At 70.5% G+C, this 26,364-nt stretch carries 21 protein-coding genes; 5 read left to right on the top strand and 16 right to left on the bottom strand.

The window, feature by feature from the left end; translation table 11 throughout:
• Positions 1-13: 13 nt before the first annotated feature.
• A complete protein-coding gene (locus EV562_RS14365; RefSeq protein ID WP_133887195.1) occupies positions 14-1,648 on the bottom strand; it encodes an ABC transporter substrate-binding protein in 1,635 nt (544 codons plus the stop codon).
• Positions 1,649-1,840: 192 nt separating this feature from the next.
• On the opposite strand from EV562_RS14365, the gene EV562_RS14360 reads away from it, so the two are divergent.
• Positions 1,841-2,284, top strand: coding sequence for a hypothetical protein (locus EV562_RS14360; protein ID WP_133887194.1), 444 nt, complete (start codon positions 1,841-1,843; stop codon positions 2,282-2,284).
• 69 nt (positions 2,285-2,353) lie between these two features.
• Here the strand turns inward: EV562_RS14360 and EV562_RS14355 are convergent, their stop codons facing one another.
• The 7 genes from EV562_RS14355 to EV562_RS14325 form a co-directional block, all read right to left on the bottom strand.
• On the bottom strand, positions 2,354-3,502 hold the full coding sequence (locus EV562_RS14355) for a dipeptide ABC transporter ATP-binding protein (protein WP_166661778.1): 1,149 nt from the start codon (positions 3,500-3,502) through the stop codon (positions 2,354-2,356).
• Positions 3,495-4,544 carry an ABC transporter ATP-binding protein gene (locus tag EV562_RS14350; protein WP_133887193.1) on the bottom strand — a complete coding sequence of 350 codons (1,050 nt, stop codon included), beginning with the start codon at positions 4,542-4,544 and terminating at the stop codon, positions 3,495-3,497. Before EV562_RS14350 ends, EV562_RS14355 begins: the two co-directional genes overlap by 8 nt.
• Before the next feature lie 11 nt (positions 4,545-4,555).
• Positions 4,556-5,518: an ABC transporter permease gene (locus tag EV562_RS14345; RefSeq protein WP_133887192.1), complete on the bottom strand. Its 963-nt coding sequence runs from the start codon at positions 5,516-5,518 to the stop codon at positions 4,556-4,558.
• Positions 5,511-6,440: an ABC transporter permease gene (locus EV562_RS14340; protein ID WP_133887191.1), complete on the bottom strand. Its 930-nt coding sequence runs from the start codon at positions 6,438-6,440 to the stop codon at positions 5,511-5,513. The genes EV562_RS14345 and EV562_RS14340 overlap by 8 nt, the downstream gene beginning before the upstream one ends.
• A gap of 135 nt (positions 6,441-6,575) precedes the next feature.
• A complete protein-coding gene (locus EV562_RS14335) occupies positions 6,576-8,192 on the bottom strand; it encodes an ABC transporter substrate-binding protein (RefSeq protein WP_133887190.1) in 1,617 nt (538 codons plus the stop codon).
• 628 nt (positions 8,193-8,820) lie between these two features.
• Complete coding sequence (gene typA, locus EV562_RS14330) at positions 8,821-10,728, bottom strand: translational GTPase TypA (protein ID WP_133887189.1); 1,908 nt, start codon at positions 10,726-10,728, stop codon at positions 8,821-8,823.
• 132 nt (positions 10,729-10,860) lie between these two features.
• Entirely contained in the window at positions 10,861-13,125 is a 2,265-nt protein-coding gene (locus EV562_RS14325; RefSeq protein WP_133887188.1) for an ABC transporter family substrate-binding protein, read from the bottom strand.
• Positions 13,126-13,426: 301 nt separating this feature from the next.
• On the opposite strand from EV562_RS14325, the gene EV562_RS14315 reads away from it, so the two are divergent.
• The 4 genes from EV562_RS14315 (at position 13,427) to EV562_RS14300 (ending at position 17,364) form a co-directional block, all read left to right on the top strand.
• Positions 13,427-13,717: a hypothetical protein gene (locus tag EV562_RS14315; RefSeq protein WP_133887187.1), complete on the top strand. Its 291-nt coding sequence runs from the start codon at positions 13,427-13,429 to the stop codon at positions 13,715-13,717.
• 61 nt (positions 13,718-13,778) lie between these two features.
• Positions 13,779-14,612, top strand: a complete 834-nt coding sequence (locus tag EV562_RS14310) for a hypothetical protein (RefSeq protein ID WP_133887186.1) — start codon at positions 13,779-13,781, stop codon at positions 14,610-14,612.
• A gap of 26 nt (positions 14,613-14,638) precedes the next feature.
• Positions 14,639-16,588 carry a fumarate reductase/succinate dehydrogenase flavoprotein subunit gene (locus EV562_RS14305; RefSeq protein WP_133887185.1) on the top strand — a complete coding sequence of 650 codons (1,950 nt, stop codon included), beginning with the start codon at positions 14,639-14,641 and terminating at the stop codon, positions 16,586-16,588.
• Positions 16,585-17,364, top strand: a complete 780-nt coding sequence (locus tag EV562_RS14300) for a succinate dehydrogenase/fumarate reductase iron-sulfur subunit (RefSeq protein WP_133887184.1) — start codon at positions 16,585-16,587, stop codon at positions 17,362-17,364. Before EV562_RS14305 ends, EV562_RS14300 begins: the two co-directional genes overlap by 4 nt.
• On the opposite strand, the gene EV562_RS14295 is transcribed toward EV562_RS14300, so the two are convergent.
• From EV562_RS14295 to EV562_RS14260, 8 genes are all read right to left on the bottom strand, one after another.
• Positions 17,361-18,539 carry a glycoside hydrolase family 18 protein gene (locus EV562_RS14295; protein WP_133887183.1) on the bottom strand — a complete coding sequence of 393 codons (1,179 nt, stop codon included), beginning with the start codon at positions 18,537-18,539 and terminating at the stop codon, positions 17,361-17,363. The two genes, EV562_RS14300 and EV562_RS14295, sit on opposite strands and share 4 nt — an antisense overlap.
• A gap of 241 nt (positions 18,540-18,780) precedes the next feature.
• Positions 18,781-21,384 (bottom strand): SpoIIE family protein phosphatase, encoded by a 2,604-nt coding sequence (locus tag EV562_RS14290; protein ID WP_133887182.1) that lies wholly within the window; start codon positions 21,382-21,384, stop codon positions 18,781-18,783.
• A gap of 322 nt (positions 21,385-21,706) precedes the next feature.
• The gene (locus EV562_RS14285) at positions 21,707-22,105 is read right to left on the bottom strand and encodes an ATP-binding protein (protein ID WP_243860062.1); all 399 of its coding nucleotides are present in this window, start codon (positions 22,103-22,105) and stop codon (positions 21,707-21,709) included.
• Positions 22,106-22,174: 69 nt separating this feature from the next.
• Positions 22,175-22,609, bottom strand: a complete 435-nt coding sequence (locus EV562_RS14280; protein ID WP_133887180.1) for a (deoxy)nucleoside triphosphate pyrophosphohydrolase — start codon at positions 22,607-22,609, stop codon at positions 22,175-22,177.
• A 58-nt stretch (positions 22,610-22,667) separates the two neighbouring features.
• The gene (locus EV562_RS14275) at positions 22,668-22,859 is read right to left on the bottom strand and encodes an SPOR domain-containing protein (RefSeq protein ID WP_133887179.1); all 192 of its coding nucleotides are present in this window, start codon (positions 22,857-22,859) and stop codon (positions 22,668-22,670) included.
• Positions 22,860-23,286: 427 nt separating this feature from the next.
• Positions 23,287-24,039, bottom strand: a complete 753-nt coding sequence (locus tag EV562_RS14270; RefSeq protein ID WP_133887178.1) for a GntR family transcriptional regulator — start codon at positions 24,037-24,039, stop codon at positions 23,287-23,289.
• 147 nt (positions 24,040-24,186) lie between these two features.
• Positions 24,187-25,320: a DUF4190 domain-containing protein gene (locus tag EV562_RS14265; protein ID WP_133887177.1), complete on the bottom strand. Its 1,134-nt coding sequence runs from the start codon at positions 25,318-25,320 to the stop codon at positions 24,187-24,189.
• A gap of 201 nt (positions 25,321-25,521) precedes the next feature.
• Positions 25,522-26,352 carry an oxidoreductase gene (locus EV562_RS14260; RefSeq protein ID WP_133887176.1) on the bottom strand — a complete coding sequence of 277 codons (831 nt, stop codon included), beginning with the start codon at positions 26,350-26,352 and terminating at the stop codon, positions 25,522-25,524.
• Positions 26,353-26,364 lie beyond the last annotated feature (12 nt).

The following is a 26,364-nucleotide window of genomic DNA, read 5'->3' as shown; positions in this document are numbered from 1 at the left end:
GGAGACCGCCTCCTCAGCCGACCTTGATCTCGTTGTAGACCGGCACGCTGAACGGGTTGAGCTCCACGTCGGAGAGCCGGTCCGAGTAGCCCGCGCTGCCGTTCTGGTACCAGAGGGGGATGGCCGCCATGTTGTCCCGGACGACCTCCTCGGCCTGCTGGAAGGTCTTCACGGCCTCGGCGGTGTCGGTCTGGCCGTTGGCCTTGTCGACGAGCCCGTCGAACTTCTTGTCGGACCACTTGCCGTCGTTGGACGAGGCGTTGGTGTAGTAGAGCGGCTGGAGGAAGTTCTGGATGAGCGGGTAGTCCATCTGCCAGCCGGCGCGGAAGGGGCCGCTCATCTTCTTCCCGGTGATCTGGTTGCGGAAGTCGGCGAAGGTGCCGACCGGGTTGCCGGCGCAGGCGCGGTCGTTGTCCAGGGCGTTGTTGATGGAGTTGCAGACCGCGTCGACCCACTGCTTGTGGGAGCCGGTGTCGGCGTTGTAGGTGATCTTGACCTGGCCGCCGGGCAGCCCGCCGCCCTCCTTGACCAGCTTCCTGGCCTCCTCGGCGTTGTACTCGCAGGCGTCGCCGCACAGACCCGGCTTGTAGCCGCCCTCCTCGCCGAGGACCGGTGAGGTCCAGTCGGTGGCCGGGGTGCGGGTCTGCTGGAAGATGGTGTCGGTGATCTGCTTGCGGTCGATCGCCATCGACAGGCCCTTGCGCACCTTCTCGGACCCCGGCTTGTTCCAGTCGTTGTCGTAGAACGGGAAGGCGAGGGTCTGGATGATGCCGGCGGGGGTGTTGATGTACCGGTCGCCGAGGTCGTTCTTGACGTTCTTGAGCTGGGAGGCCGGGACGTCGTCGACGAGGTCGAGGTTGCCCGCGATCAGGTCGGTGTAGGCGGTGTTGTTGTCGGTGTAGACCTTGAGGTCGACGCCGCCGTTCCGGGCCTTGTCGTTGCCCGGGTAGTCGTCCCACTTGCGCAGGGACATCTGGGAGCCCCGGGTGTAGTTGTCGACCTGGTAGGGGCCGTTGCCGACCGGCTTCTTCAGCCAGGCGTCGTGGTCGTCGAAGAACGCCTTGGGCAGCGGTGCGAAGGCGTTGTAGCCGAGGGTGTCGGGGAAGCTGGAGAACTTCTGGCCGAGCTTGACGGTGAAGGTGAGGGGGCCGGTCACCTTCAGCCCGGAGAGCGTGTCGGCGCTCTGCCCGCCGCTCTCGGGGTGCACCTTGTCGTAGCCGTCGATGTAGGCGAAGAAGTAGGCGTTGCGCTGGTTGTTCTTCAGGCTCGCGCCGTAGTTCCAGGCGTCCACGAAGGACTGGGCGGTGACCTTCTCGCCGTTGCTGAAGGTCCAGCCGTCCTTGACGGTGATGGTGTAGTTCTGCGAGTCGGTGGTGTCGATCTTCTCGGCGAGCATGTCCTTCGCCTCGCCGGTCTTCGGGTCGTACTTCTTCAGCCCGCGGAAGATCATGTCGAGGACCTTGCCGCCCTGCACCTCGTTGGTGTTGGCCGGCTCCAGCGGGTTCTGCGGGTCACCCCAGGAGGAGCTGAGCACCCCGCCGCCGTCCCCGCCGCCGTAGCCGTCCCCTCCCCCGCCGCCGCAGGCCGATGCCGCGAGCACCACCGCCGCCGCACAGGCGACTCTTCCGGCGTGCGTGACTCCGCGCATGGAGTGCCTCCTCGTGGCCCGACTCGTCCGCTGGTCCGTTCCGTCCAGGCTCGGGGTGGTCCGCCCGGCGGCGCACACCCGACCGGTCCATACGGGTTGCGGGTGTCCTCCGGACGGGTGCGGAAGATGCACGGGGAGGGGCGGCGGCGGCCTCGCCCCCGGGTGTCAGTGCCCCCTGGCAGGATCACCGGCATGACACCGCTGCTTCTCACCGACATCGAGCGGGCCGTCCGCGCCAGTTGGAGTGCCGAGACGTGCACCCCCGAGTACCGGTCGCGCTGGACCGGGGACAATCCGGCCCGGGACCAGTGCGGGGTGACCGCCATGGTGCTCAACGACCTGCTGGGAGGCGAGCTGATCCGGGGAGAGGTCCACGTCGACGGAGAGCGGGTGGACTACCACTGGTGGAACCGCCTGGGCATGGGCGTCGAGATCGACCTCACCCGCGAGCAGTTCGGGCCCCGGGAGATCGTCGTCGGAGGCGTCGTCGTCCCCCGTCCGGCCGAGATACGCAGGCTGCGCGAGGAGTACGAGCTGCTGCGCGACCGCGTCCTGGCCCGGCTCGGCACGCGGCGGCCGGCGGTCCCCGCCGCCACGACCCCTCCTCCGGTCCGAGCCGTGCGGCCCGGGGCCTGAACGGGAAGAGCCGGTTCCCGGTCACCCCGTGCGGGGGTACCGGGAACCGGCTCGTGCCGTCAGGTGCGGTCAGGCCGCGTGGACGACGTCCTTCTCCTCGGCGAAATGGCAGGCCGACTCGTGGGCCGCGGGAGTGTCCGAGGTCTTGAAGCGCTCGGGCACCGCCAGCAGCGGGACCTCCTCGGCGCACTTGTCCTGGGCCTTCCAGCACCGCGTGCGGAAGCGGCAGCCCGAGGGCGGATTGGCCGGGGACGGCACGTCGCCGCTGAGGATGATCCGGTCACGGCCCTCGCGGGCGTCCGGGTCGGGGACCGGGACCGCCGACAGCAGCGCCTGGGTGTAGGGGTGCGTCGGGTGGTCGTAGATCTGCGTGTCCGTGCCGATCTCGGCCATCTTTCCGAGGTACATCACGCCCACGCGGTCCGAGATGTGCCGGACGATCGACAGGTCGTGCGCGATGAAGAGGTAGGACAGGTTGAACTCGTCCTGCAGCTTCTCCATCAGGTTGATGACCTGCGCCTGGACGGACACGTCCAGCGCGGAGACCGGCTCGTCGCAGATGATGATCTCGGGGTTGAGGGCCAGGCCGCGGGCGATGCCGATGCGCTGGCGCTGACCGCCCGAGAACTGGTGCGGGTAGCGGTTGATGTACTCGGGGTTGAGACCGACCACGTCCAGGAGTTCCTGGACCTTGCGGCGCCGGTCGCCCTTCGGTGCCACCTCAGGGTGGATCTCGAAGGTCTCCCCGATGATGTCGCCCACCGTCATACGCGGGTTGAGCGAGGTGTACGGGTCCTGGAACACCATCTGGATGTTCCGCCGGACCGCCTTCAGCGCCCGCCCGGACAGCTTGGTGATGTCCTGGCCCTTGTAGAAGACCTCGCCCGCGGTCGCCTTCTCCAGCAGCATCAGGAGCTTGGCGACCGTGGACTTGCCGCAGCCGGACTCGCCCACGATGCCGAGCGTCTCGCCCTGGTAGAGGTCGAAGGAGATCCCGTCCACGGCCTTGACCGCACCGACCTGGCGCTTGAACAGGATGCCCTGGGTCAGCGGGAAGTGCTTCACCAGGTTGCGCACCTGGAGGATCGGCTCACCCCGGTCGACGGGCGCCTCGACCGCGGCCACCGCCGCTTCCTCCGTGGCGGCGTCGACCGTCTCCACGTCGGTGACGTTGGGGGTGGCGTCCATGGACTCGTCCGTCTTCTTCAGCTCAGCCATGGATCGTCTCCTTCCAGAAGTGGCACGCGCTGCCGCGGCCGGCCAGCTCGCCGCCGTCCCGCTCGGTGACGGGGAACAGCGGCGGGACGTCCGTACGGCAGATGTCCCGTGCCTGCGGGCACCGCGGGTTGAAGGCGCAGCCGGACGGGACGCGGGTCAGGTTGGGCGGCAGCCCCTTGATCGCGTACAGCTCCTGACCCTTCTGGTCCAGGCGCGGGATCGAGTCGAGCAGTCCCCTGGTGTAGGGGTGCGCGGGCCGCTTGTACAGCTCGTGCACGGGCGCGGTCTCCACGATCCGCCCCGCGTACATCACCGCGATCTTGTCCGCGACGTCGGCGACGACCCCGAGGTCGTGCGTGATCAGGATCAGACCCATGTGGTACTCGCGCTGGAGCTCCGCGAGCAGGTCCATGACCTGGGCCTGGACGGTCACGTCGAGGGCCGTGGTGGGCTCGTCGGCGATGATCAGGTCCGGCTCCAGGGCGAGCGCCATCGCGATCATGATGCGCTGGCGCATGCCGCCCGAGAACTGGTGCGGGTAGTCGTTGACCCGGGCCGCGGCGGCCGGGATCTTCACCCGGTCCATCAGCTCGATCGACTTGGCCTTGGCGGCCTTCTTGGACAGGCCCTGGTGGACGCGGAACATCTCGCCGAGCTGGTAGCCCACGGAGAGCACCGGGTTCAGCGAGGACAGCGCGTCCTGGAAGATCATCGCGATCCTGTTGCCGCGGATCTTCCGGCGCTCCTCGCCGGACATCTTCAGCATGTCCTGGCCGCGGAAGAAGATCTCTCCCTTGGGGATGCGGCCGGGCGGCATGTCGAGGATGCCCATGATCGCCTGCGCGGTGACGGACTTGCCGGAGCCGGACTCGCCGAGCACGGCGAGCGTCTCGCCCGCGCCGACGGAGTAGTTGACGCCGTTGACGGCCTTGGCGACACCGTCGCGGGTGGTGAACTCCACGTGCAGGTCGCGGACTTCGAGCAGTGGTTGGCCCGTGCCCTGCGGCCCGAAACTCTCGGCCGTTTCATCGATGATGGTCACGTACGCCTCCCTCAGCGCAGCTTGGGGTCGAGGGCGTTGCGTACCGCATCGCCGAACATCAGGAACGAAAGCACCGTGATCGAGACCATCACCGACGGAACGATCAGGGTGTGGGGGGCGATACGGAGCTGCTCCCGTCCGCGCGCCACGTCGCCGCCCCAGGATACGGCCGAGTCGCCGAGGCCCACGCCCAGGAAGGACAGGGTGGCTTCGGCCGCGATGTAGCCGCCGAGCGCGATGGTCGCCACGACGATGATGGGCGCGACCGCGTTGGGCAGGATGTGCCGGAACAGGATCCGGGACGTCGAGGCACCGAGCGCCTTGGCGGCCACCACGTAGTCCGCCTGCTTGATGGTGATCACGGCGCCGCGGGCGACGCGGGCGATCTGGGTCCAGCCGAGGAAGGCGAGGGCCATGATGACGACCCAGACGGTGCGGTCGTCGAAGGAGTTGAGGATCACCAGGGCGCCGAGCAGGAACGGAATGCCGAGGAAGATGTCGGTCAGCCGCGAGAGCAGGGTGTCGGTCCACCCGCCGAAGTAGCCGGCGACCATGCCGATGATCGTGCCGACGACGGTGACGGCGACGGTCACACCCACACCGACGGTGATCGAGGCGCGGGCGCCGTAGACGACACGGGCGTAGATCGAGCGGCCCTGGACGTCGTAACCGAGCCAGTCCCCGGCGAAGACGTGTCCCCAGTTGGGCTTGCCCAGGTAGTGCTTGGCCAGGTCGGCGTGGTTCGGCGACGTGTCGGTGAACAGTCCCGGCCAGGCCGACATCACCAGCAGGAACACGATGAGCACGGTCGACACCAGGAACAGCGGATTGCGCCGCAGGTCGTGCCAGGCGTCGGACCACAGGCTGCGCGGCTTCTCGGGCGCCGGGCCCGCGTCGGTCACGATGACGCCGGCGGTGCTCGCGGTGTCGCCGGGCAGGGCGTCGACCCTGGGCTCGATGGTCTTGTCAGGCATACCGGATCCTCGGGTCCAGGACCGCGTAAAGCAGGTCGACGATCAAACTCGCGGCGAGGTAGATGAGCACCATCAGCGAGGCGATGCCCACGACCGTGGCGCCTTCACGCCGGGTGAGCGCCTCGTAGATCTCGACACCGATACCGCGCACGTTGAAGATGCCCTCGGTGACGATGGCGCCGGTCATCAGGCTGCCGAGCTCGATGCCGAGGAAGGTGACCACGGGGATCAGCGAGTTGCGCAGCAGGTGGACGCCGATGACCCGGCGGCGCGGCAGCCCCTTGGCGATGGCGGTGCGCATGTAGTCGGAACGGAGGTTCTCCGCGATCGACGTGCGGGTCAGTCTCGCCACGTAGGCGAGGGACAGCGACCCCAGCACGATGGCGGGAAGCGCGAGTTGGCCGAAGTTCGTCGAGTCGGTCACGGTCGGCGTGGTGACGGACCACTTGAACGCGAGCAGGTACTGCAACAGGAAGCCCAGCACGAAGGACGGCATCGAGACCAGGACCAGCGTCAGCGTCAGCAGTCCGCGGTCCCGCAGCGTGTCGGGGCGCAGGCCGGCGATGACGCCGAGGGAGATGCCCACGACCGTGACGAAGGTGAAGGCGAAGATCGTCAGCCGGATCGTCACCGGGAAGGCGTCGGCGATGACGTCGCTGATGGGCCTCTGGCTGGCGATCTGGGTACCGAAGTCACCCTGGAACAGCCCGGTCATGTAGTGGACGTACTGCTGCAGCAGCGGCTGGTCCAGACCGAGGTCCTTCTTGATGCTCGCGACCACCGTCGGGTCGTACGCCTGATCCCCCATCATCGCCCGGACGGGGTCGCCGGGCAGGGCGTACATCATACAAAAGATGATCAAGGTTGACCCGATGAAGACCGGGATCATCTGGAGCAGTCGTCGTGCGACATAGCGCCCCATAGGTGCCTCCGTGAGGGGTTAACGCAGGCGAGGGGGCCGCCTCTGCGTGACGAGGACGGCCCCCCACACCTCCCACCGCTGTCTGAGCGGCGGCGGCGGACTTACGGCCGAGTTGGAAGAGCCCTGAGGCCCCTCTTACTTGGTGGTGACGGCCCACACTTCGAGGTCACCGTGGAAGTCGACCTCGACGTTGTCGACGTTCTTGCCGTGGCCGCCGTTGATCCGGTAGTACCAGAGCGGGATCGCCGGCATGTGCTCGACCAGCTTCTTCTCGACCTCCTGGAAGTCCTTCACGGACTCCTCGAGGGAATTGGCCTGGTCGGCCTTGTTCATGAGCCCGTCGATCTCCTTGTTGGAGAAGCGGCCGTTGTTGGCCTCGGCGGTGGAGTGGTAGAGCTCCTTCATGAAGTTGGCGTTCACCGGGTAGTCGGCCACCCAGCCACCGCGGTACATGCCCTTGACCTGGTCGTTGTCACGAGCCTCGAGGTCCGTGGCGAAGTCCGGCTTGGGGTCGCCGGCGCAGTTCACACCGGTGGCGTTGCGGATGGACTCGCAGACCGCGGTCACCCACTCCTTGTGCCCACCGTCGGTGTTGTACTGGATGGTGAACTTGTTGCCCGGGACGCCGCCACCCTCCTTGATGAGCTGCTTGGCCTTCGCCGGGTTGTACGTGAACACGTCGGTGTCCAGGTCCTGGTAACCCTTGACGCCGGGCGGGGTGAAGCCCTTGGCCGGCGTGCGGGTGTTGTTCAGGACCGTCTTGGTGATCGTGTCGCGGTCGATCGCCATCGACAGACCCTGGAGGACCTTCGGGTCGATGTCCTTGAAGGTCTTGGAGTAGAACGCGGGGGTCAGCGTCTGGATGGCCGCGTACGGCTGCTCGATGGCGCCGTCGCCCAGGTCCTGCTTGTACTTCGGCAGGTCCGTCGGGCCGACCTGGCGGATCATGTCCAGGTTGCCGGAGACGACGTCCTTGTAGGCGGCCTCGAGCGTCGTGTAGGCCTTGAACTGGACGCCCTTGTTCTTCGCCTTGTTCGGGCCCTTGTACTCGTCCCAGGCCTTGACCTGGATGAGCTTCTTGTGGTCCCACTTCTCGAACGAGTAGGGGCCGTTGCCGACCGGCTTCTGGCCGAACGCCTTCGGGTCGTCGTAGAAGACCTTGGGCAGCGGGGCCCACGTCGCGTAGCCCAGCTTGTAGTTGAAGTACGGCATCTTGTACTTCAACTCGATGGTGAAGGTGTGGTCGTCCACGGCCTTCAGGCCGGACATGGCGTCGGCCTTCGGGTCACCCTTCTCCGGGTGGACGTCGTCGTAGCCCTTGATGTCCTGGAACCAGAAGGAGTTCTGCTGGTTGTTCTTGATGTTGGCGTACCAGTTCCAGGCGTCGATGTACGACTTGGAGGTGACGTCTTCTCCGTTGTGGAACTTCCAGCCGTCCTTGAGCTTGACCGTCCAGGTCTTGGAGTCCTGGGTGGTCACCGACTCGGCGTTCGTGTAAACGATGTCGCCCTTGGCGTCGAAGTCCAGGAGCTGCGTGAACAGGGACTGGATGACGTACGAGCCGTTGGACTCGTTGGTGTCGGCCGGGATCAGCGGCTTCTGCGGCTCGCCGACGTCGATCGAGACGTACCCGGCGGGGCCGGAACCCTTGCTCTTGCCCTCACTGTCACCGTCGCTGCCACCACAGGCAGTAGCGGCCAGCGCGACGACTATCGCACCCGCGACCCACTTGGCGCTCTTGGCACCGCGCATGGGTTCCTCCTCATGAGTCCATTGGTTCACCGCAAAGAGGAGCACATGCCGTCTCGCCGTCCACTGCCCGTCGCCGGTGTCGGAGATTGTCAGGTGCCCCCACGCTCGTGAGTCGGCGCCGTCAGCGCGTGACCCGTTAGTCCGAGCTCTACGCGCCTAACTATCTGCCATGTTCAGGGGAACGAACCACAGGTTCGAGGTCTCGGTTCGATCACAGATAGAGGCCAGATCTTTCAAAATCCGGACAAAGGGTTTGGTGCGAGATCGCTGCGAAACGGACTTGTTACACATCTAACGGAGGTCACTGTCCGTATAACGGACGTCCGGAACTCGAAAATTGATTGCGCGTAAGGTCCGCCGGAGTGCAAGCTGACCCGCAGGTATGTCTCGCGCCAGGCCCACCCGTCGAATCCGGCCGGCCGGCTCCCCTTGCCGACGGTCCGCCGGCATTCCGGGTGAGGTGTTTGCGCGCAGATTAGTGCGGTCCCGGCCGCCCTGCGAAGTGGCACCGGGAAATCGAGGGTTTTCCCTACCCCTGCACCGGGCCAAGACGAACGGCACCGCTCCCCGCACGAGTCGTGGGGAGCGGTGCCGCTCGTCGTGCGCCGGCGTGCGGCGCGGCCGGCCGTCAGCCGTGCTTGGCGCGGCTCGCGGCGCGGGCACGCTCGCGGGCGTCCAGGTTCACCTTGCGGATGCGGACGGCCTCCGGGGTCACCTCGACGCACTCGTCGTCACGGCAGAACTCCAGCGACTGCTCCAGCGAGAGCTTGCGCGGCGGGACGATCGCCTCGAACGAGTCGGCCGAGGACGACCGCATGTTCGTGAGCTTCTTCTCCTTGGTGATGTTCACGTCCATGTCGTCGGCGCGGGAGTTCTCGCCGACGATCATGCCCTCGTACACCTCGGTGCCGGGGTCCGTGAAGAGCACGCCGCGCTCCTGGAGGTTCGTCATCGCGAACGCGGTGACGGCGCCGGAGCGGTCGGCGACCAGCGAACCGTTGTTCCGGGTCGTCAGGGTGCCGAACCAGGGCTCGTGGCCCTCGTGGATGGAGTGGGCGATGCCGGTGCCGCGGGTCTGGGTGAGGAACTCCGTCCGGAATCCGATCAGGCCGCGCGAGGGCACCACGAACTCCATGCGGACCCAGCCCGAGCCGTGGTTGGACATGTTGTCCATCCGGCCCTTGCGCACGCCCATGAGCTGCGTGACCGCGCCCATGTGCTCCTCGGGCACGTCGATCGTCATGCGCTCGACGGGCTCGTACGTCTTGCCCTCGACCTCCTTGGTGACCACCTGCGGCTTGCCGATGGTCAGCTCGAAGCCCTCGCGGCGCATCTGCTCGACCAGGATGGCCAGCGCCAGCTCACCACGGCCCTGCACCTCCCAGGCGTCCGGGCGCTCGGTGTCCAGGACGCGGAGCGAGACGTTGCCGATCAGCTCGCGGTCCAGCCGGTCCTTGACCTGGCGGGCGGTGACCTTGCGGTCCTTGACGACCGCCTTGTTGTCGGCGCCCTTGCCGGTGGCGCCGCGGCCGACCAGCGGGGAGGTGTTGGTGCCGATGGTCATGGAGATCGCGGGCTCGTCCACCGTGATCAGCGGCAGCGGGACCGGGTTCTCCTGGTCGGCCAGGGTCTCGCCGATCATGATCTCCGGGATGCCGGCGACCGCGCAGATGTCACCGGGACCGGCCTTCTCGGCGGGCTTGCGGGTGAGGGCCTCGGTCATCATCAGCTCGGAGATCCGCACGTTCTGCACGGACCCGTCGCGCTTCATCCAGGCGACGGTCTGGCCCTTCTTCAGCTCGCCCTGGTGCACGCGCAGCAGCGCGATGCGGCCGAGGAAGTTGTCGGCGTCCAGGTTGGTCACGTGCGCCTGGAGCGGGGCCTCTTCGTCGTAGGTCGGCGCCGGGATGTAGTCCAGGATCGTCGAGAAGAACGGCTCCAGGCTGGTGGAGTCGGTCGGGACGGTGCCGTCCTCGGGCTTGGTCAGGGAGGCGACGCCGTCCCGGCCGCACGCGTAGACGATCGGGAACTCGATCTGCTCCTCGTCGGCGTCCAGGTCGAGGAAGAGGTCGTACGTCTCGTTGACGACCTCGTCGATCCGGGCGTCCGGACGGTCCGTCTTGTTGATGCACAGGATGATCGGCAGCCGCTGGGAGAGCGCCTTGCGCAGCACGAAGCGGGTCTGCGGCAGCGGGCCCTCGGAGGCGTCCACGAGCAGCACGACACCGTCGACCATCGACAGACCGCGCTCGACCTCGCCGCCGAAGTCGGCGTGGCCGGGGGTGTCGATGATGTTGATCGTGATCGGGTCCCCGCCGTCCTTCGGGTGGTACTTCACCGCGGTGTTCTTGGCGAGGATCGTGATGCCCTTCTCACGCTCCAGGTCGTTCGAGTCCATCATGCGGTCGTCGACACCTTCGAGCTGGTGCGCGGCGAAGGCGCCGGCCTGCTTGAGCATGCCGTCGACGATGGTGGTCTTGCCATGGTCGACGTGGGCGACGATGGCGACGTTGCGGATGTCGTGGCGCGTGGCCATATGAGGCGTACTCCCGGAGGGTGTGATGACGGCCCTCGCGGACGTCCGTGTCACGCGGGCCTGCCGGGCGGTACATGCCACGGCCTCACCCAATGGTACGGGGCTCCGGGGACTGCGGCTTGCCGGGAGGGGTCAGGACGACGGAGAGGACGTCGACGGGGCGGTGGGGCGGGAGCCCTGGGCGCCCTTCTTCAGGAAGCCCATGTCCTCGTAGACCGGTGTCCGGAAGCCGAAGGCCCCCGCGTTGGCGAGGGTCTTGCGGGCCGCCGTCAGCTGGGGGCGCTGGTAGAGCGGGACGGAACCGGCCGCCGCCCAGATCCGCGAGTCGGCCTTGCGCAGCAGGTCCCGGGCCTCCTTCTGGTCCAGGGTCGCCATGGCCCGGTCGAACAGCTGGTCCACCTGGTCGGTGCCGACCCGGGTGTAGTTCTGCGCGACGTTCAGGGAGCCGTCGGCGGCCGGGACGGGCTTGGCGTAGATGGGGCGGGCGTCGGTGGCGGGGAAGGCGGAGGCGGGCCAGGAGTAGAGCGCCAGGTCGTACTCGCCGGCCGCGATGTGGTCCTTGAAGTAGCTCTCGTCCGGCACCTTGGTGATGTCGGTGCCGATGCCGATCTCCTTCAGCATGTCCGTGACGTGGTCGGCCACGGTGCGCAGCGTCTCGGATCCGGGGCCGGAGGGGAGCACGAAGCGCAGGGTGAGCGCCTTGCCGTCCTTGGCCAGCGGGGCCGCCGCCGAGCCGGCCGGGGCCGCGGTGCCCTGGGGGGCGTAGGCGCCGGGCGCTCCGCCCTGCGCGGTGTTCTTGCCGCTGCTGTCCTCGTCGCCGCCCGCCCGGTCGGCGTCGTCGCCGCTCTTGTCGTCCTCGCCGACGATGTACGTGCCGTCGTCGCCGTCGTCGGACGTCTCCCCGTCGGTGCCTTCGCCGTCCTGCTCGCTCTTCTCGCCCTTCTCGCCCTTCTCGCCCTTCTCCTTCTTCTCCTGCTCGGCGCCGGCCGCTTCCTCGCCCTCCTCGGCCTTCTTCACCGGCCCGCCGGAGACCCAGCCGGCGTCCGCGAGCAGTGCCCGGGCCTCCTTGGCGTTCTGCTCGCCCAGTGCGCCGCTGCCGTCGGCGTAGGCGGGCTGGCCGGACAGGGCGAGGTGGCTGCCCACCGGCTCGGCGGGCAGGCCGAGCGGCTTCAGCACCGCCTCGGCCAGCTTCCCGCGGTCCAGGGCGCGGGCGACGGCCCGGCGGACGCGTTCGTCGGCGAGGGGGCCGTCGGAGCCGTTCAGGGCGAGCTGGGTGTAGGCGGGCTCCAGCGACTTGCGGACCTCGAAGCCGCTCAGCGCCTTCTGCCGGCGCAGGGCCTTCGCCTCGGCCTCGCGCCGTTCCTCGCGGGCGAGGACCTCCTCCTCGGCGGCCTCCTCGTCGGAGCCGTTGGCCACCGCCCAGGAACGCAGCGCCTGAGCGGCGGACCTGCCCTGCGGGCCCGCGGCCGGGGAGCCCTCGGGGCCCATCAGCGGGGTGCCGGTGGCCGGTCCGGGGGGCGCCGCGGCCACGGCGACCTCGTCGGCGCTCTCCGGGTCGATCTCCGCGAGGTCGAGTTCGCCGGCGGCCAGCTCGGCGACCCGCTTGTCGCGGGGCACGGCGCGCAGCTCGATCTCGTCCAGCTTCGCGGGCGCGCCCCACCAGCGCGGGTTGCCGGTGAGGACGACCCGGTCGCCCTTGGTGTCGACCTTCTTGACCGCGAAGGGCCCGGCGGTGACGTCGAGCGTCCGCCGCGCGCCGTCGTTGAAGGCGTCCGGGGTGCCCATGACGTCCTTGGGGTACAGGGGCGTGAACAGGGCCTTCCAGTCGGCGTAGGGGCGGCTGAAGGTGACCTTGACCTCCAGGTCGTTCGCCCCCCGCTCGATCTTCTCGATCCGGTCGTAGCCCGCGTTGCGGGCGGTCCAGTAGGCGCTGTCCTTTCCGGACAGGGCCCGCCACTGGGCGGCGAAGTCCGCGGCGCCGATCTCCCGGCCGTCGCTCCAGACCGCCTGCTGGTTCAGCTTGTAGACGACGACCTGCTTGGGCTCGGTGTCGACGACCTCGGCCGACTCCAGGTAGTCGGGGTTGCGCACCGGGCTGCCGGCCTCGTCCAGCGTGTACATCGAGGGCAGCACCGCCTGCGCGACGCGGGACGTGGTGGCGTCGGCGTCCGACTGGAAGGCGTTCAGCGTGTCCGGGACGGAGTCCACGGCCCAGCGCAGGGTGCCGCCGTCGGAGACCTTGGCGCGCGCCGCGGCGGCGACGTCCTGTCCGGCGAGCGGCTTGCTCGCCGGGTCGTCGGAGGTGCAGCCGGCCAGCGCGGGGACCGCGAGGACACCCGCGGTGAGGAAGGCGACCGAACGCATGACCGCGCGCAGTGCGACGCCGACGTGGGACATCTGTGCTACCTCCGGAAGGCCGCGTTTGCGGTATTTGCCGTATTCAGGTTGATCATTTGTATCCGGACGGGGATGCGGCCACTGAAGGGGAAACGGTTCGGCGACGCTGGGAGACACGGCGACAACGGTGCGTAAGCTCACTCGGCCGGCCCAACGCCACCCGCCGTGCACCGACGCGCCCCGGCCAATCGCGGCACATCCCTTCCCAGCGACAGGTGTGACGCGCGACACTCTCAGGCGCATGAGCGTGAGTCCCCGCCCGGCCGCTCCCTGCCGTGTCCGACGGAAGTGAGGTCACGTCTTGTCCGTGCACGACGATCTGTCATCGGTGCAGCGCTGCCTCGACGAACTGTCCCGGACGGTGACCCGGCTGGAACAGCAGCTGGGCAGCGGCGGCCTGGAGGTCCGCCGGGTCCGTACCGACGCCGACCACCTGCGCGAGAGCCTCGCACTGCTCCGGGCGGCCGCCGCCGCGCCGGGCGCGCCGAGGCGCCCCGACCTCGTCTCGATCCCCGACACGCCCTACGACGGCTCGCTGTGGACGGACTCGGACGACGAGGGCCTCGGCGCCCGCGACCGCCGCGCCCCCTAGGGCCCGCTCCGCGAACCCGAGACAGGCCCTCCACCCCGACCCGACCGACCGGAGCCGCCCAGTGGCCACTGGTACCGAGCCGACAGCCACCGAAGACCGTCCACCGGGCGGCGTCCACACCCCGACGCGGGCCGCGATCCGCGCCCCGCACCTGCGCACCGACCGCTGGTGGCTGGCACCGGCCGCCACCGCGGCGGGCCTGCTGGCCTTCGTCGTCTACTCGACCTGGCGGGCCTTCGCGAACGCCGACTACTACGCGGCCCCCTACGTCTCGCCCTTCTACTCCCCGTGCCTGGCGGAGAACTGCGAGCCGATGCGCTCCGGGCCCAACTGGGGCCTCTTCGGCACCTGGTGGGGCATCTCACCGGCGATCATCATCCTGATCTTCCCGCTCGGCTTCCGCCTGACCTGCTACTACTACCGCAAGGCCTACTACCGGGGCTTCTGGGCGTCCCCGCCGGCCTGCGCGGTGGCCGAACCGCACAGGAAGTACACCGGCGAGACCCGCTTCCCGCTGATCCTGCAGAACGTCCACCGGTACTTCTTCTACGCGGCGCTCCTGGTCGCGGGCATCCTCACCTACGACACCGTGCTCGCCTTCCGCGACGAGCACTACGCGTGGGGCCACATGGGCCTCGGCACCGTGGTGTTCCTGGCCAACATCGTGCTGATCTGGGCGTACACCGTCTCCTGCCACTCCTGCCGGCACATCGTGGGCGGCAAGCTCAAGCACTTCTCGCGGCACCCCGTGCGCTACCGGATGTGGCGGCTGGTCGGCAGGCTCAACGCCCGGCACATGCAGCTCGCCTGGGCGTCGCTGCTGAGCGTGGCGCTCGCCGACTTCTACGTGTACCTGGTGGCGTCCGGCGTCTTCGACGATCCGCGCTTCTTCTGACGAGTTCCGATGAGTGAGGCCTTCTGATGTCCGTGGTCGACCGGCAGGAGTGGGACGTCGTCGTGGTGGGCGCGGGCGGCGCCGGGCTGCGCGCCGCCATCGAGGCCCGCGAGCGCGGCGCCCGTACGGCCGTGATCTGCAAGTCGTTGTTCGGCAAGGCGCACACCGTGATGGCGGAAGGCGGCATCGCCGCCTCCATGGGCAACGTCAACTCCGGTGACAACTGGCAGGTCCACTTCCGCGACACCATGCGCGGCGGCAAGTTCCTCAACCAGTGGCGGATGGCCGAACTGCACGCCCAGGAGGCTCCGCAGCGGGTGTGGGAGCTGGAGACCTGGGGCGCCCTGTTCGACCGTACGAAGGACGGCCGGATCTCGCAGCGCAACTTCGGCGGCCACGAGTACCCGCGCCTCGCCCACGTCGGCGACCGTACGGGCCTGGAGCTGATCCGCACCCTCCAGCAGAAGATCGTCTCGCTCCAGCAGGAGGACTTCCGCGAGACCGGGGACCACGAGTCCCGGCTGAAGGTCTTCCAGGAGTGCACGGTCACCCGTGTCCTCAAGGACGGCCGGACGGTCTCGGGCGTCTTCGGCTACGAGCGCGAGAGCGGCCGCTTCTTCGTCCTGGAGGCTCCCGCGGTGGTGATCGCCACCGGCGGCATCGGCAAGTCCTTCAAGGTGACGTCCAACTCCTGGGAGTACACCGGCGACGGGCACGCCCTGGCACTGCTGGCCGGGGCGCCGCTGCTCAACATGGAGTTCGTGCAATTCCACCCGACGGGCATGGTCTGGCCGCCCTCGGTGAAGGGCATCCTGGTCACCGAGTCGGTGCGCGGCGACGGCGGGGTGCTGCGGAACTCCGAGGGCAAGCGGTTCATGTTCGACTACGTCCCCGACGTCTTCAAGGAGAAGTACGCCGAGTCGGAGGAGGAGGGCGACCGCTGGTACGACGACCCGGACCACAACCGGCGCCCGCCCGAGCTGCTCCCCCGCGACGAGGTGGCCCGCGCGATCAACGCCGAGGTGAAGGAGGGCCGGGGCTCGCCGCACGGCGGGGTCTTCCTTGACGTGTCGACCCGGATGTCCGCCGAGGTGATCCGGCGGCGGCTGCCCTCCATGTACCACCAGTTCAAGGAGCTGGCCGACGTCGACATCACGGCGGAGGCCATGGAGGTCGGGCCCACCTGCCACTACGTGATGGGCGGCGTCGCCGTCGACTCCGACACGGCCGCCGCCCGCGGGGTGCCGGGGCTGTACGCGGCGGGTGAGGTGGCCGGCGGCATGCACGGCTCCAACCGGCTGGGCGGCAACTCGCTGTCCGACCTGCTGGTGTTCGGGCGCCGGGCGGGGCGGTACGCGGCCGAGTACGCGGCGGGGCGGCCGGACGGGGGCGCGCGGGCCCGGGTGGACGACGCGCAGGTGGACGCCGCCGCGGCGGAGGCGCTGCGGCCGTTCTCCGCCGAGACGCACGAGCCGGACGCCGGGCCGCCGGAGAATCCGTACACCCTCCACCAGGAACTCCAGCAGACGATGAACGACCTGGTCGGCATCATCCGCCGCGAGGCGGAGATGAAGCAGGCCCTGGAGAAGCTGGCGGAGCTGCGGGTGCGCGCCCGCCGGGCCGGCGTGGAGGGGCACCGGCAGTTCAACCCCGGCTGGCACCTCGCCCTGGACCTGCGGAACATGCTGCTGGTCAGCGAGTGCGTGGCCCGGGCGGCGCTGGAGCGCACCGAGTCGCGCGGCGGGCACACCCGCGAGGACCACCCGTCGATGGAGCGGCGCTGGCGCCCGGTCAACCTGCTCTGCTCGCTGGCCGGCCCGGCGGAGGAACTTGCGGCGGCGGCCCCGGAGCGCGGCCGCATCGACCTGGAGCGGCAGCCCACCGAGCCGATCCGGTCCGACCTGCTCGCCCTGTTCGACAAGGAGGAGCTGGTGAAGTACCTCGCCGACGACGAACTGGAGGGCCGGTCCGAATGAGCGGCTACGAGGCCCGCTTCAAGGTGTGGCGCGGTGACGTGGAGGGCGGCGGCCTCCAGGACTTCACGGTCGAGGTCAACGAGGGCGAGGTGGTCCTCGACATCATCCACCGCCTCCAGGCCACGCAGGCCCCCGACCTCGCGGTGCGCTGGAACTGCAAGGCGGGCAAGTGCGGTTCGTGCTCGGCGGAGGTCAACGGGCGGCCGCGGCTGCTGTGCATGACCCGCATGTCCGTCTTCACCCGCGAGGAGACCGTCACCGTCACGCCGCTGCGTGCCTTCCCGGTGGTCCGGGACCTGGTCACGGATGTCGGCTTCAACTACACCAAGGCCCGCGAGGTCCCGGCCTTCGTGCCGCCCGCCGACCTCGGTCCCGGCGAGTACCGGATGATGCAGGAGGACGTGGACCGCTCGCAGGAGTTCCGCAAGTGCATCGAGTGCTTCCTGTGCCAGGACACCTGCCACGTGGTGCGCGACCACGAGGAGAACAAGCCCGCCTTCGCGGGCCCGCGCTTCCTCATGCGGGTCGCCGAGCTGGACATGCACCCGCTGGACGCCGCCGCTGACACCGGCCTGGACCGCTCCCGTACCGCCCAGGACGACCACGGCCTCGGCTACTGCAACATCACCAAGTGCTGTACCGAGGTCTGTCCCGAGGGGATCAGGATCACGGACAACGCGCTGATCCCGCTGAAGGAACGGGCCGTGGACCGCAAGTACGACCCGCTGGTGTGGCTGGGGTCGAAGATCGGGCGCCGGTCCCGGAACACCCCCTAGCGCACCCAGCCGTCCCGGTACGACGTCCAGTCCTCCTCGGTCGCCGCGAAGTCGATGTACGCCGCGACGCCGAACCGCTCCCGGTCGGCGTCCGTGCGGGACAGGCCGAGTCGGACGCCGCGCACGGCGGCGGTCACGGTCTCCGCGTGGTTCCAGTGGCCGAAACGGTTCTCGTGGTAGAAGGGCAGGCCCATCAGGAGGTGGGTCGTCGGCGGGGTGGCCTCCAGGGCCAGTGCGGTCTGGTGGGCGACGTATCCGCCGTACAGGCTCTCCAGCGGCTGCATCGTGTCGTACGACATGACGGCGATCTGGTCGACGCGGCGGGCGACCTGGCCGAAGAACGCCTGGGACCACCACTTGGGGTGCCCGGCGACCGTGCCCCAGAAGGAGTGGAAGCCCGGCAGCGGGTCGATCTGGTGGGCGGCGACGGAGAGCTGCGCGTCGCGGGCGCGGGTGACGGCGCGGACGTCGTCCAGGAGGGAGAGGTAGTTCCGGTCGCCCGAGTGCAGGGGCTCCAGGTCGAGGTGGACGCCGTCGTAGCCCACGTCCAGCACCTGACGGGCCGAGCCGACGACGGCGGCGCGGGTGGCTGCCTTCTCCAGGCGCATCCCGTCGGGGCTCTCGGTGGCGAGCACGTCGCCGAGGTAGGCCTGGACGCGGACGCCGGGCAACTGCCTGTGCACGGCGTCGATCAGCCAGTGAGCCCTGGGGTACAGGGACTTCGGCAGCGTGCCGTCGTGCTCCATCGGGCCGGTGTGGACGTACAGGTCGCGGATGCCGGTCGTCTTGACGCGGCGGGCGAAGGCGGCGAGGTCCGCGTCGGTCTTGCGGCCGTCGACCCAGGCGTGGCCGAGCCAGATCGCGTCGCGGTTCCTGGTGTACGTGCCGTCGGCGGGGTCGCCCATGTAGGTGATCCGGAGGGCGGTCTCGGCGGTGAGGAGGGGGACGAGGAGGACGAGGAGGACGGTCAGGGCGATGCGGCGGGTGCGGCGGAGCCGCTTCTTCTTCTTCGTTTTCCCATCCGCTCCGCCCGGGCGGCTTTCGCCGTCGGGTGCGGGAGGCCCCGGCTCGGGCTGATCACCGTCGGCGGCGACCGGGCCGGTCTTCGGTCGCGCCGCGGGATCGGTCCTCCGTTCCGCTGCCGGACCGGCTTTCCCCTGCTCCGTGTCCTCCACGGTGTCCCCTCCCTGCGGCCCGCCCCCGGTCGCGTCGGCCGTGCGCCGCGCTTACGATCCGAGCGTGTTGCCAGCGGGGACGAGTCGAACCGGTGTTCCAGTTGCGGTCAGGGGTGCGCGGTGATGATCTCCGCCGATCTGGTGCCGCCTCTGGTCACGGCCGGGGCGGCCCTGCTGCTGGCCGGGTACGGCCGGATGCGCCGCATCCGGCGGGCCCGGACCCGGACGACTCCGGGCCGGGTCAGAACAGGCTCAGCAACGCCTCCGCCGGGTCGGTGAGCTGGGTGTCGGCGCCCGGCAGCGGCAGTTCGAACCACACGGTCTTGCCGCGCGGCGTACGGCGCGATCCCCAGGCCGCGCTGAGCAGGCCGACCAGTTGCAGGCCGCGGCCGCCCTCGTCGGTGTCGCGGGCCCGGCGCCGGCGGGGCTGGACCAGGCCGGAGTCCCAGACCTCGCAGACCAGGGTGCGGTCGAGGAGGAGGCGGAGGCGGATCTCGCCCTCGCCGTAGCGCAGCGCGTTGGTGACGAGTTCGCTGACGAGCAGTTCCGTCGTGTCGACCAGCGGCTCCATGTCCCAGGCGAGCAGCTGGGCGCGGGCGTACTCGCGGGCCCGGCCGACGCTGCGCGGCTCGCGCGGCAGGGTCCAGTCGCCGACGGACTCGCTGGGCAGGCCCTGGACGCGGGCCATCAGCAGGGCGATGTCGTCCTCACCGTGGTGGCTGTCCAGGGTGTTGAGGACGTGGTCGCAGACGTCCTCCAGCGGCTGGGCGGGGTCGGCGAGGGCGCCGACGAAGGCCTGGAGGCCCTCGTCGAGGGGGTGGTCGCGGCTCTCGACCAGGCCGTCGGTGTAGAGGGCGAGCAGGGAGCCCTCGGGCAGCTCGACCTCCACCTCCTCGAAGGGCTCCCCGCCGACACCGAGCGGCAGGCCGGGCGGCACGTCCAGCATCAGCGCGGTCTCGCCCGGCTCGACCAGGACGGGCGGCAGGTGGCCCGCGTTGGCGAAGGTGCAGCGCCTGGTCACCGAGTCGTAGACGGCGTACACGCAGGTCGCCAGGTAGACCTCGGACAGGTCGGCCTCGCGGGGGCGGCGGGCGGCCCGGGTGGCCTGCTGGACGCCCGAGGGCGCCCCGAGGCCGCGGGCGATCTCGTCCAGCTGGGAGAGCACCTCGGCCGGTTCGATGTCGAGCTGCGCCAGGGTGCGTACGGCGGTGCGCAGTTCGCCCATCGCCACGGCGGCGCGCAGCCCGCGGCCCATCACGTCGCCGACGACGAGCGCGGTGCGGTGGCCGGGGAGTTCGATGACGTCGAACCAGTCGCCGCCGACCTCGCTGGCCCGGCCGGTGGCCGCGTTGCCGGGCAGGTAGCGGCAGGCGATGTCGAGTCCGGAGGCCTCCGGGTCGCCGGGCGGGAGCAGGGAGCGCTGCAGGATCAGCGCGCGTTCGTGCTCGCGGCGGTAGAGGCGGGCGTTGTCGATGCAGACGGCGGCGCGCGCGGCCAGTTCCACGGCGAGGTCGCGGTCGCGGTCGCCGAACGGTTCGCTGCCCTTGGTGCGGGAGAACTGGACGAGTCCGACCACCGTGTCGTGGGCGACCATCGGCACGGCGAGCGTGGACTGCACGAGGCCGCCGTCCTCGGCGGGGACCGTGATCGGACGGGCGGTGCGCAGGGCGTCGGCACAGGGCGAGTTGAACGGGTAGTGGTGGACGGCGCCGAGCTCGACCCGCTCACCGGTGCCGTGGAAGGGGGCGTCGGAGACGGCACTGGAGAAGGCGACGCGGCGCAGCTCGGCGCTGCCGTCGGCCAGGCCGGGCGGGGTCTCGTCACCGACCAGCAGGCCCTGGTAGAGGTCGACGGTGGCCAGGTCGCAGAAGCCGGGGACGACGACGTCGAGCAGCTCGCGGGCGGTGGTCTCCAGGTCGAGGGAGTTGCCGATGCGGGCGCCGGCTTCGTTCAGGAGGGCGAGGTTGCGCCGGGCGGCGGCGGCCTCGCGGGCGGCCTGGCGCCGGGCGGTGATGTCGGTGCCGAGCCAGGCGACGCCGATGGGCCGGCCCGAACCGCTGTGCACGCGGTAGAGGTTGACGGACCAGTGACGCCGTTCCTCCGAGCCCGGCACGAAGCCCGTGACGTGCATGTCGGTGATCGAGTCGCCGGTCTCCAGCACCCGGCGCAGGGTCGCGCAGACCCGGTCGGCCTCGGCGCGCGGCAGATAGTCGTGGACCTTCTTGCCGCGGTGGTCGTCGGGGGTGCCGCCGAAGACGGAGGCGAAGCGCTGGTTGGCGCGGCGCACCGTCAGGTCGGGGTCGATCAGCAGGAAACCGAAGGGAGACTGGCCGAAAATGGCCTGCGAGGCGGCGAGATCGGTCTCGATGCTCCGCAGGACGCGGACGTCGACGACGATGCAGACGGCGGCCTTCTCCCCGTCCTCGGTGCGCGTCGGCATGACGTACACCTCGGCCAGGCCGCGCCGCCCGCCCGTGCGCGGCCCGTGCCCCGTGCCGTCGGCCGGCGCCCGGAACGGGACCACTCCGGTCCACTCCCGGCCGTCGAGGATCTCGGTCATCTTGCGCTGGCCGCGTTCGCGCAGGTCGGGGTCGATGAAGGTCTCGATGGGGTCGGCGCCCACGGCGTCCTCGGCCCGGATGCCGAGCAGTTGCTCCGCCCGCAGGCTCCACTGGTCGACGAGACCGTCGGGCCCGATGGAGAAGGAGGCGACCTTGATGTAGTCGTAGATGGAGCCGGGCGGGCTGCTCTGCCACACCGCGTCACCGAGCGGCGCGCCGTGCGACGGGCCCCCGGACGCCGTGGACTCCGTGGGCTCCTCGGCCCTCGCTGGTATCTCGCTCACGCGAACCGTCCCCTCCAGCTCACCGCGTCCGGCACCGGTCACCGGAGGCGGCTGCCCGCAGTATCCAGCACTACGGCGCCGCACGACACGGTGTTCACGATCACAGCACGGTCCCGATGCTTTTCGGTCCGGACCGTGACAACACTTCCAGTCTTCTAACCAGCGGACACGGCATCGAACCACGCAGTTCCACAACTGCCACCGGCCTGTACCGGAGGACGGACGAGCGGGCGGCGGATTCGCGTACATTCCGGACGGGTGCGGCGGCGCCGGCGACGGTGTGTCACAAGGCGGTCGCCCCCACCGTCACCCCACCGTGGTCCTAGCGCGGCACCGCGAGTTCGAACCACACGGTCTTTCCGGCCTCCCCGGGGCGGGTGCCCCAGCGGTGCGTGACGGACGCCACCAGCTGCAGCCCCCGGCCGTCCTCGTCGTCGGGGCGGGCGACTCGCTCGCGGGGCAGCTCCGGCAGCGGGTCGGAGACCTCCACCAGCAGGATCCCGGGGGTGGTGGCCGGGCGGCACAGGCGGACGCCGATGGGCCCGGTGGCGTGCCGCAGGGCGTTGGTGACCAGCTCGCTGACCAGCAGGACGGTGAGGTCCTCGACGCTGTCGAGCCGCCACTCGTCCAGGGTGCGGCGGACCAGGGAGCGGGCCCCGCGCACGGCGTCCGGCACCGCGGGGAAGACCCACTCGGCACAGTCGCCGTCGCTGCCGCTCACGCCGATCACTTCCCCGGCCGCTACTCCCCACCACCGTCCCTTTTCGTGGGGTTAATGGGCACATACCCTTTATCCGGGCTCGGTACCGCTCGCCGCGCCCTCCGACTCCGGCCCCAGGTGGGCGAGGACGGCCTCGACCGCCGGTACGTCCTGGTCGAGCCAGGGCACGTCCCAGACCTCGCCGGGGGCCAGCCAGCGCAGGTCGTCGTGGTCCTCCAGCGGTTGGGGGGCGGCGGAGCCGGGGCGCAGGCGGGCGGTCCACACCCGCAGGACGAACGGCGCCCTCAGGGGCCACTGCCCCGGGACGCGCTCACCGGTCTCGGCCGCCACCCCGAGCTCCTCGCGCAGCTCGCGCACGAGCGCCGCCTCGGGCGTCTCGCCCGCCTCGACCTTGCCGCCGGGCAGCTCCCACCGTCCGGCCAGTTCGGCCGGTGCGCTGCGGCGTGCGGCGAGCAGGCGCCCGCCGTCGAACAGGGCGGCGCCCACCACGATCCGTTCCGTCATGCGCCGGAGCCTACGGCCTGTCCGGCCACCGGTCCGGGCCCCGCCCGGCGACGGCGGATCAGTCCGCCGCGCCCGGGCCGGCCGCGCCCAGCTTCTCCACCCAGTAGAGCTGCTGGCGTCCGCGGCCGTCGAGCGTGTCCGCGATCTGCTGGGCCTCCGCCCGGGTCGCATACCTGCCCACGCGGTAGCGATTGCCGTTGTCGTCCTGCCGGAAGACCAGCCAGGGAAGAGTGACCGTGCTGTCGTTCATCGCGCCCCTCCACCTCCCGTTCCCGCGGTCCACGGCACCTTCTGCGCCCCGCCCGCCGAGGAAACCGCAATCCGCATATGCCCGAGCCTACGCCCAACCTTCACGGAGCGAATACGACTTTGCACAAAGAGGTACGCAAGCAGCCAGAACGCAGGGGGCGCACGATGCGGAACGCGCCGTCCACGCGCACCGATGCCTCCGGTCACAGGCATGACGGAGCGGATACGAGCGACCTGCGGGAACGGCGGGATTCCGGTGCCGCACGGACGGCACCGGACGAGGTGACCGAGGGGCAGGCAGGTGCGCGTGCGGAGGAAAGAGGCGCGGGAGGCGCACGACGGGCGTGCGCCATCTCACATCGGGAGGGCGCGTGAACTACCGCTGCCGGCGAGCCGATTGACGCTCCATCGGGCCGCCGGACGCCGGGCTACCTCACGGGCAGGTGGTACGCCACCCGGTACCGGTCGGCCGGGACGACCACGTCGGCGGTCTCCACCGCGCGGCCCGAGGCGTAGAACGTCCGCTGGACGACCAGCACCACGTGTCCCGGGACGCCACCCAGGGCGTGCAGCTCCTCGGCGAGGCCGGGGCGGGCGCCGACCTCCTCGGTGACGTTGTCGACGACGACGTCGATGGCGGCCATCCGCTCGACGACGCCCATGCCGCCGAGCGGGCCCTCCTCGGGCAGCATCACCGGCGTGCGCCCGGTCAGGTCCAGCGGCTCCCAGGAGGTGGAGAGCATGACGGCCTCGCCGGCCTCCCGGAAGACGTACCGCGTGCACATCACCCGGTCACCGGACTTGATCCCGAGCCGCTCCGCCACGGCACCGCTCGCCTCGGCCTGTTCGCTGCGCGACTCCCAGGTGCCGCGGGCGTCGCCGTCGGCCTGCTCCTGCCGGAAGGGCGTGGCGCCGCCGGCCGGCCGGTACCCGGAGCGCGCGACGCGCCGCGGGACGGGCCGCTCGCGCACATAGGTGCCGGACCCGGACCGGCCCTCGACCAGACCCTCGGCCATCAGCACCTTGCGGGCCTCCAGGGCGACGGTGTCCGAGACGCCGTACTCCTCGCGGATGCGGGCCTGGGAGGGGAGGCGGGTATGGGGCGGCAGCAGGCCGTCGGCGATTTTCTTGCGGAGATCACCCGCGACACGCAGATATGCCGGCTGCTCACCGAATGTCACTGGCCGCTCCCATCAGGTTGTACAGACAGCAACAGCGTGGCAACCGTAGGTTGGACGGGGCAAGCAAAGGCCAAAGAATCACTCGATGTGATGACTTGTGCGGCCCGGGGGCTTTACGCAGGCACTTTCTCCCCGCTATGGCCGCTCTCACACCTCCATGCCGGGGTCGTTCCCCCCGCCGTCACCGTCGCCCGCATGGTCCGGCGGCGTGGTGGCCAGCCCCAGAGCCTTGCGGGCGGTGACCGTGCTGTCGGCCACGATCAGGTCGTAGCCCTTGCCGTAGTGGTCGTAGTACGCGTCGGCGTCGGCGGCCTTCGCGGCCAGGGCCCACTCCGTCTGCGCCGCGCGCAGATCGCCGGTCAGCCCGGCGAGCGGACGCCGGGCGCCGGCGTCCCAGTCCCGCCGGTCCAGCATCGCGATCTCCTCCCGGAGCGCCTCCGACACCTGCCCCGCCCAGACCCGGTAGCCCGCGAGGTCGTCCTCGACGGTGTCCGCCGCGGGCGCCTCGTCCATGGCCCGGTTCAGGTGGCCCTCCGCGAGCAGGTACGTGTGCTGGTCGGGGTCGAGCCGTGCGGCGTCGTTGCGCAGCGAGCCGGTCAGCGTGTCCTGCTCGTCCGTGTTCCCGAACAGGCAGGTGATCCCGCGGTCGCCGGTGCGCCAGCTCGCGGCGGTCGGGGTCAGGTAGTACACGTCGACGTCGGCCGGCAGCGCCCACCGGTCCATCGCGTAGGCGTCCTGGAGGGCGTAGCACCGGTCGTCGGCGGCCCGCGTGATCTCCCCGTCGCCCGGGTAACGGCCGTCGGGCAGGTCGAAGGAGGCGAACACCTCGCCGTCGTGGGCCTCGTCGCAGGGCACCTGGTCCACGTCGTACGTGACGCCCTGGAGGGAGCCGCCCGGAGTGGTGAAGCACTGGCCCTCGCGCAGGGAGTAGGCGGTGCCGTCGCCGCGCGCGGCGTCCCGGAAGCCGTCCCAGAGGTCGGCGGCGACGCCGGTGGAGAGGGTCAGCGTCCACAGCGCCAGGCCCAGGGCGGAGAGGACGCATCCGGCCACCGCGAAGCCCTTGCCGCGTTCCCCGCGCTTGCGGATCCCGGCCAGCGCGACCAGTCCCAGCACGAGGCCGACCGCGGGCACGAAGCACAGGACGCCGAGCACGAAGGCGGCGACGGCCGGCCCGTTCAGGGGCGCCTGCCGGGGGTGGGGCCCGATGGGGTGGCCCCACTGCGGAGCGTACGGGCCCTGCGGGTAGTGCCCCCGGGGCCCCGGCGGTGGCGGTATCGACACGGGTTCCGTGCTCCTCTTCGGGGGTTCGGACGGTTCCGGAGCCTTCGGAAGCTGCCCCGCCGCATCGTAAGCGCGGCCCGCCCGGCCCCCGGCGCGCGGGGCGCGGGCGCGCCGGGCGTCGTCACCGCCTCCGCGACCGTCCGAACACCGCGTCGACCAGGTGCAGGGCGCCGAGACCGGCGGCGGCCGCCCCGGTGCGGCTCAGTCGTCGAACGCGGTGGCCCGGGTCTGCTTCTCCCACGCCTCGACGTCCTCGCGGACCTGGTCGAGGTGGCCGAGGACCGCGCCGACGCCGTCGTCGCCCAGCGGCAGGCGCAGCGGGGTGTGCTCGGCCGCGAGGGCGGCCCGGATGACCGCCGCCGCCTTGGCGGGGTCTCCGGGCTGGCTGCCGTCGCTCCCGGCGATCATCCCGCGGGTCTCGCCGACCTTGGCGTACACCCCGCTGTCCGAGCTGATCCCGGCGTTGCCCGCCTCGAACAGACCGGTGCGGAAGGAGCCCGGCTCGACGATGAGCACCTTGACGCCGAAGTCGCGGACCTCGTCGGCGAGCCCCTCGGACATGCCCTCCAGTGCGAACTTCGTGCCGCTGTACGCCGAGAAGCCCGCGAAGGACATCTGCCCGCCCATGCTGCTCATCTGCACGATCGCGCCGGAGCGCCGCTCCCGCATGAACGGCAGCACCGCGCGCGTCAGCGCGGCCGGCCCGAAGACGTGCACGTCGAACAGGGCGCGCAGTTCGTCCTCGCCGGTCTCCTCGAAGGCGCCGACGTGGGTGCGGCCCGCGTTGTTGACCAGGACGTCGATCCGCCCGTGCCGTGCCACCACGTCCCGTACGGCGTCCCCGGCGGCGGCCGTGTCGGCGACGTCCAGGCGCAGCGCCTCCATCTGGTCGGGGTGGGCGGCCACCAGGTCGTCGAGCGCCTCGGGGCGCCGGGCCGCGCCGACCACGACGTCGCCGTCGGCCAGGGCCGCCTCGGCGATCGCCCGTCCGAAGCCGCTGCTCGCCCCGGTGATCAGCCACACCTTGTTCATCGTCGTCTCCCT

It is taken from the genome of Streptomyces sp. BK208, from assembly GCF_004364245.1.
In the GTDB taxonomy this organism is placed as follows: domain Bacteria; phylum Actinomycetota; class Actinomycetes; order Streptomycetales; family Streptomycetaceae; genus Streptomyces.
Note: the sequence above shows the minus strand (reverse complement) of the source record. Positions and strands in the feature narration are given on the sequence as shown.

Excerpts from the sequence above, each read along its gene's own strand:
- EV562_RS14365 (WP_133887195.1), bottom strand. The coding sequence starts at position 1,648 with ATGCGCGGAGTCACGCACGCCGGAAGAGTCGCCTGTGCGGCGGCGGTG.
- EV562_RS14360 (WP_133887194.1), top strand. The coding sequence starts at position 1,841 with ATGACACCGCTGCTTCTCACCGACATCGAGCGGGCCGTCCGCGCCAGT.
- EV562_RS14355 (WP_166661778.1), bottom strand. The coding sequence starts at position 3,502 with ATGGCTGAGCTGAAGAAGACGGACGAGTCCATGGACGCCACCCCCAAC.
- EV562_RS14345 (WP_133887192.1), bottom strand. The coding sequence starts at position 5,518 with ATGCCTGACAAGACCATCGAGCCCAGGGTCGACGCCCTGCCCGGCGAC.
- EV562_RS14340 (WP_133887191.1), bottom strand. The coding sequence starts at position 6,440 with ATGGGGCGCTATGTCGCACGACGACTGCTCCAGATGATCCCGGTCTTC.
- EV562_RS14335 (WP_133887190.1), bottom strand. The coding sequence starts at position 8,192 with ATGCGCGGTGCCAAGAGCGCCAAGTGGGTCGCGGGTGCGATAGTCGTC.
- typA (WP_133887189.1), bottom strand. The coding sequence starts at position 10,728 with ATGGCCACGCGCCACGACATCCGCAACGTCGCCATCGTCGCCCACGTC.
- EV562_RS14325 (WP_133887188.1), bottom strand. The coding sequence starts at position 13,125 with ATGTCCCACGTCGGCGTCGCACTGCGCGCGGTCATGCGTTCGGTCGCC.
- EV562_RS14305 (WP_133887185.1), top strand. The coding sequence starts at position 14,639 with ATGTCCGTGGTCGACCGGCAGGAGTGGGACGTCGTCGTGGTGGGCGCG.
- EV562_RS14300 (WP_133887184.1), top strand. The coding sequence starts at position 16,585 with ATGAGCGGCTACGAGGCCCGCTTCAAGGTGTGGCGCGGTGACGTGGAG.
- EV562_RS14280 (WP_133887180.1), bottom strand. The coding sequence starts at position 22,609 with ATGACGGAACGGATCGTGGTGGGCGCCGCCCTGTTCGACGGCGGGCGC.
- EV562_RS14275 (WP_133887179.1), bottom strand. The coding sequence starts at position 22,859 with ATGAACGACAGCACGGTCACTCTTCCCTGGCTGGTCTTCCGGCAGGAC.
- EV562_RS14260 (WP_133887176.1), bottom strand. The coding sequence starts at position 26,352 with ATGAACAAGGTGTGGCTGATCACCGGGGCGAGCAGCGGCTTCGGACGG.